Origin of the sequence: Campylobacter sp. BCW_4321, assembly GCF_001763075.1 — a bacterium.
GTDB lineage: Bacteria > Campylobacterota > Campylobacteria > Campylobacterales > Campylobacteraceae > Campylobacter_D > Campylobacter_D jejuni.
In genome coordinates this window covers 1-3,917 of sequence record NZ_MJYA01000044.1, presented here as the reverse complement: position 1 = coordinate 3,917, position 3,917 = coordinate 1, and the positions used below count along the sequence as shown (strand labels likewise).

At 31.0% G+C, this 3,917-nt stretch carries 2 protein-coding genes; both read left to right on the top strand.

Translation table 11 applies throughout. The features are described 5' to 3' along the window. Window positions 1-95: 95 nt before the first annotated feature. Window positions 96-899 carry a hypothetical protein gene (locus AJN58_RS06010; protein WP_070233291.1) on the top strand — a complete coding sequence of 268 codons (804 nt, stop codon included), beginning with the start codon at window positions 96-98 and terminating at the stop codon, window positions 897-899. A 332-nt stretch (window positions 900-1,231) separates the two neighbouring features. Further along, complete coding sequence (locus AJN58_RS06005) at window positions 1,232-3,913, top strand: conjugal transfer protein TraG N-terminal domain-containing protein (RefSeq protein WP_070292078.1); 2,682 nt, start codon at window positions 1,232-1,234, stop codon at window positions 3,911-3,913. Window positions 3,914-3,917 lie beyond the last annotated feature (4 nt).

Sequence of the window (3,917 nt, the reverse complement as noted above, 5' to 3'; positions counted from 1 at the left end):
TAGATATAATTTTCCGCAAGAACTTCGAGCTAAAATACTAGCTTATGCTAAAGAGCATAATATAAAAGAGTAAACCACAAAAGAAAGGAAAAACAATGCAAAAAATACTTCAAATCGATTTAGAAAAAAGAAAAGCTTTAGAGAATTTCAAAAATCTAGCTTTATTAGGATTAGGTGGAACAATGCTTTTAAATTTAAAAGAACAAGCTTTGGATTTTACTCAAGAATTAACTTATATAAATACTTATGATAAGTATTTAAATTTAAAGCTTGATTCTTTTTATATCCCTTCTACACTTTTATCTTTGCTTCAATTAACTCAAAAAAGCAAAGAAGCTTTTTATATCAATGTTTTAATCAATAGCGATACACATTATAAAAATCCTTTATTACAATATGCTATTACCCAAAAACAAGAACAAGAAAATATCGTTTATGCTTTAAAAAATAATGAAAATATTAATGCTTCTTTTGCAAATCTTAATGCTTTAAAATTAGCCTTAGAAGAAAAGAATTTTTATCTTAATTTTATAGATTTAAACAGCAAAGAAAGTCTTTTAAGTTTTTATAATCAAATAATAAGCAATAATCATTTTAGAAATTATTTTTATTTTAAAGATAATCAATTTTTTATTAAAAAAGATATAAAAAATAAAATTTTATTTCATAGTATTCACTCTTCTTCTATTATAAGTAATTATCTTAGATTGTTAAATGATTTTAATACTTTAAGCAAGATAGAACTCATAAATATATTAGAAAGTTTAAGTTTATACAATCTTTCAACTTTAATACAAACTATGCAAACTATACAATCAAAAAATGAATATAACTCAAAAGACTTTGATAAAGATAGTATCTTTTTATCTAATATGATTATGAATGTGAGATTGAAGTAAAAAGATAGTAGATTTGGTAAATTTAAATCTTGTTAAGTTTATTATTTAGTTCAAATAAAAAATATAAAAAAATATAGAAATTCAATAGAAGAAGAGAAGCTTAGTTAAAAGTTTGTTTGGTTAAGCCAAAGGGATTGTTCTAAACCCTGCAAAAGCAGGGGATACTCAAGAAGCCTTGACATAGCAAAGCATTAAGAGTATAATTATTAGAACAATGTTTAGCAATTTAATCACCGCCTTTCTAGGTTATGATTAATGCCAAAGGTAGCCGCCTTTGGCATCTACCTTTTATAATTATACCAAACAAACTCTTTAACTTCTTAAAACAGTCCATGAAAAGATTTTACTTTTTATTCTTTAGCACTTTGTTTTTTGCACCTTCATTTTTATTTGGTGCAACTGAAATAGCTAATAGCAATTTAATTTATACTTGGGGTTATGGCGATGTGATGAATGAAATCATGCAAGCTGTTAAAGGTATAACCACTGAAACAAGTTATATCGTTAATGCAGCCTTAGCTATCTCATTATTGCTTTTTAGTATCAAAAAAGCAATGGATGGACAAACAAATCCTGTGTTTGAATTTGGAAAAATGTTTATACTTTTTGCTGTAGTGTGGCAGATGTTTTTAAGGGCGCCAAATGACAATAATCACCGCTTCATGATTCACGATGAAGTAACAAGTAAAGATTATGTCATTTCTCAAATTCCTATAGGCATAGGAAAAAGCTTTGCATTAATGACACAATTTGAGAAGGTTATCCTAGAAGCTATGGAAAAACATTTTTCAACTCCACAATCTACAAATTTCTCTAACGCAGGTTTAGGTTTTTCACTTCAAGTGATGAGTACTTTACCAAGCGTAAAGCTTTCGGCTATTGATGCAACTTTGCAAAAAAATATTGATTTTTATTTTAGAAACTGCGTTTCAGTAGGTATCTTGCTTAATCAACAAGGTAGAAATCTTTTTCAAAACTCTGATAATTTAATGCAAGATCTTTTCACAAACATAGGCAATGGCTCTCAGCTTACTCCTTTGTTTAAAAATAACAATAATGTTGAAGAACAAAGTGTTGTGCCTTGTTCTGATGCAGGTCCTCAAATCGTTGAAATGATTCAAAACGATACAGATGAAGCTATGAAGATTCATGCTGCTTTGCTTGGTATGGTAGATGATATGACAAATTATGAGCAAAAGTTCTTAGGCGCTGCACAAATCTATAACGAACAAGCTGTAAGTGCTAGATCTTATTTACAGCAATCCATGATAATGCTTGCTTCTCAAGATGCAATCATTAATACCGCTAAATCAGTAGGATTAAATCCTGCTTCTGTGGCTGCAAATACTGCTTATGCGGATCAGCAATTTTATGCAAGTATGCAAGCACAAGGACACATGGCGCAAACTTATTTGCCTTTAGCTAAAGCTTATTTAACAGCTATTATCATAGGTTTATCTTGGCTTGTTGCTTTGCTTTCTATTGTATTTGGCTCTTACGCACATATTAAGATGTTTTTTACTCTATGTATTTGGATAGTGCTTTGGACTCCTATTCTTTGTATTATTAACTATCTAAATGATTATAATCTTATGAAAGTTGCACAAGTAATAACAGGTGGAAAAGCAGCTTTAAGCTTAGGAGATAATATGCTTATATTCAAAGAAGTAGCAAGTAGATCAAATTTCATGAATTATCTTGTAATGAGTACTCCTGTTTTAGCTTATGCTATAGCTAAAGCAAGTGAGCAAGGATTTATAACTTTTGCTTCTGGATTATCTCAAGCTCTAACAGGTGCTTCAAGAGCTGCTGGAAGCTTTGCAAATCAGCAAGCCTTATCTACACAAACTAGCATTGCTGCTCCTAGAGGAGATGAAGTTTGGGCTGTGGGTGCAGGTTATAATACTCTTCAATCTTCGTTTGGTGCAGGTGGTAGAAGTTTTATGGGAACAAGAGATATGCAACATGGTGGCGAATTAGTTAAAGATAATATGACTGGAAGTTCCGCTGTAATCAATGCTAATGGTTCTATAGGTAATGCTTCTATTAAAGGATTAAATGCGGGTATGACTGCAAGCAATTTAGAAACAAGAGCGCACGCTCTAAGTGATGCGATTCAAAATTCTAACCTATCTCAAAGAGCTTTAGAAGTTGCTAGCGGAAAAGGAGATAGCTTAGCCTTATCAGAAAACGATAGAAGTGCTATTGCTAATGCAACGCAACATGCTTTAGCTAATGCTTATTCTAAAGCAACAGGTGTGGATGTATCGCAAGCTTATCAAGATGTGATGGAAGGAAAAATTGGTGGTAGTCTTGGATTTAGAAAAGGTAAAAATGCTTATATAGATATTAATATAGGAGGTAGTTTATCTACAAATTCAATAGAATCTGAAGGTTGGTATCAAAATCTAAGCAAAAATCAACAAGAAACCTTTAATAAAACCTTTAACGAAAGTATTTCTAATGAAATTAGCAAAAATAGAGATGCAAGTGCTTCATTTAATAACCTTCTTAAAACAGGAAATGTTACAAATTCTGCTAGCATCAAAAGTTCTATGGATAGCTATAATGAAGCTAAAACACTTAATAATTCAGTGGGTTATGATGGTGGAGCTTCTATTGTTCAAGGCTATATCAATGAAAATTATGGTGGTGTAGTTAATAAAGAAAATGTGGCTTCTGCTGTGAATGCTGTTGAAAATATGGCTGCAAGGGGAGATATGCAAGGATTATCACACTATGCAGGAGTAAACTCTAATGTCAATTCAAATGGATTACACGAGCAAACAAAACATAATTATTATGATCCAAGAGGTGTTATGACTGATCACAATAAAGCCATAGACGATTTAAATTCAAGATATCAAGGTTTCTTGAAAACAAGAAATGCTCCTGCTAAAGTTGAATCAGAAGGACTGGCATTTGATGTAGAAAAAGCAGCAGGCGCAGCTGAGAAAAAAGCAGGAACTGCTATCAAAGAAAGAAATGAAAAAATCAATGATACTTATAAATAATAAT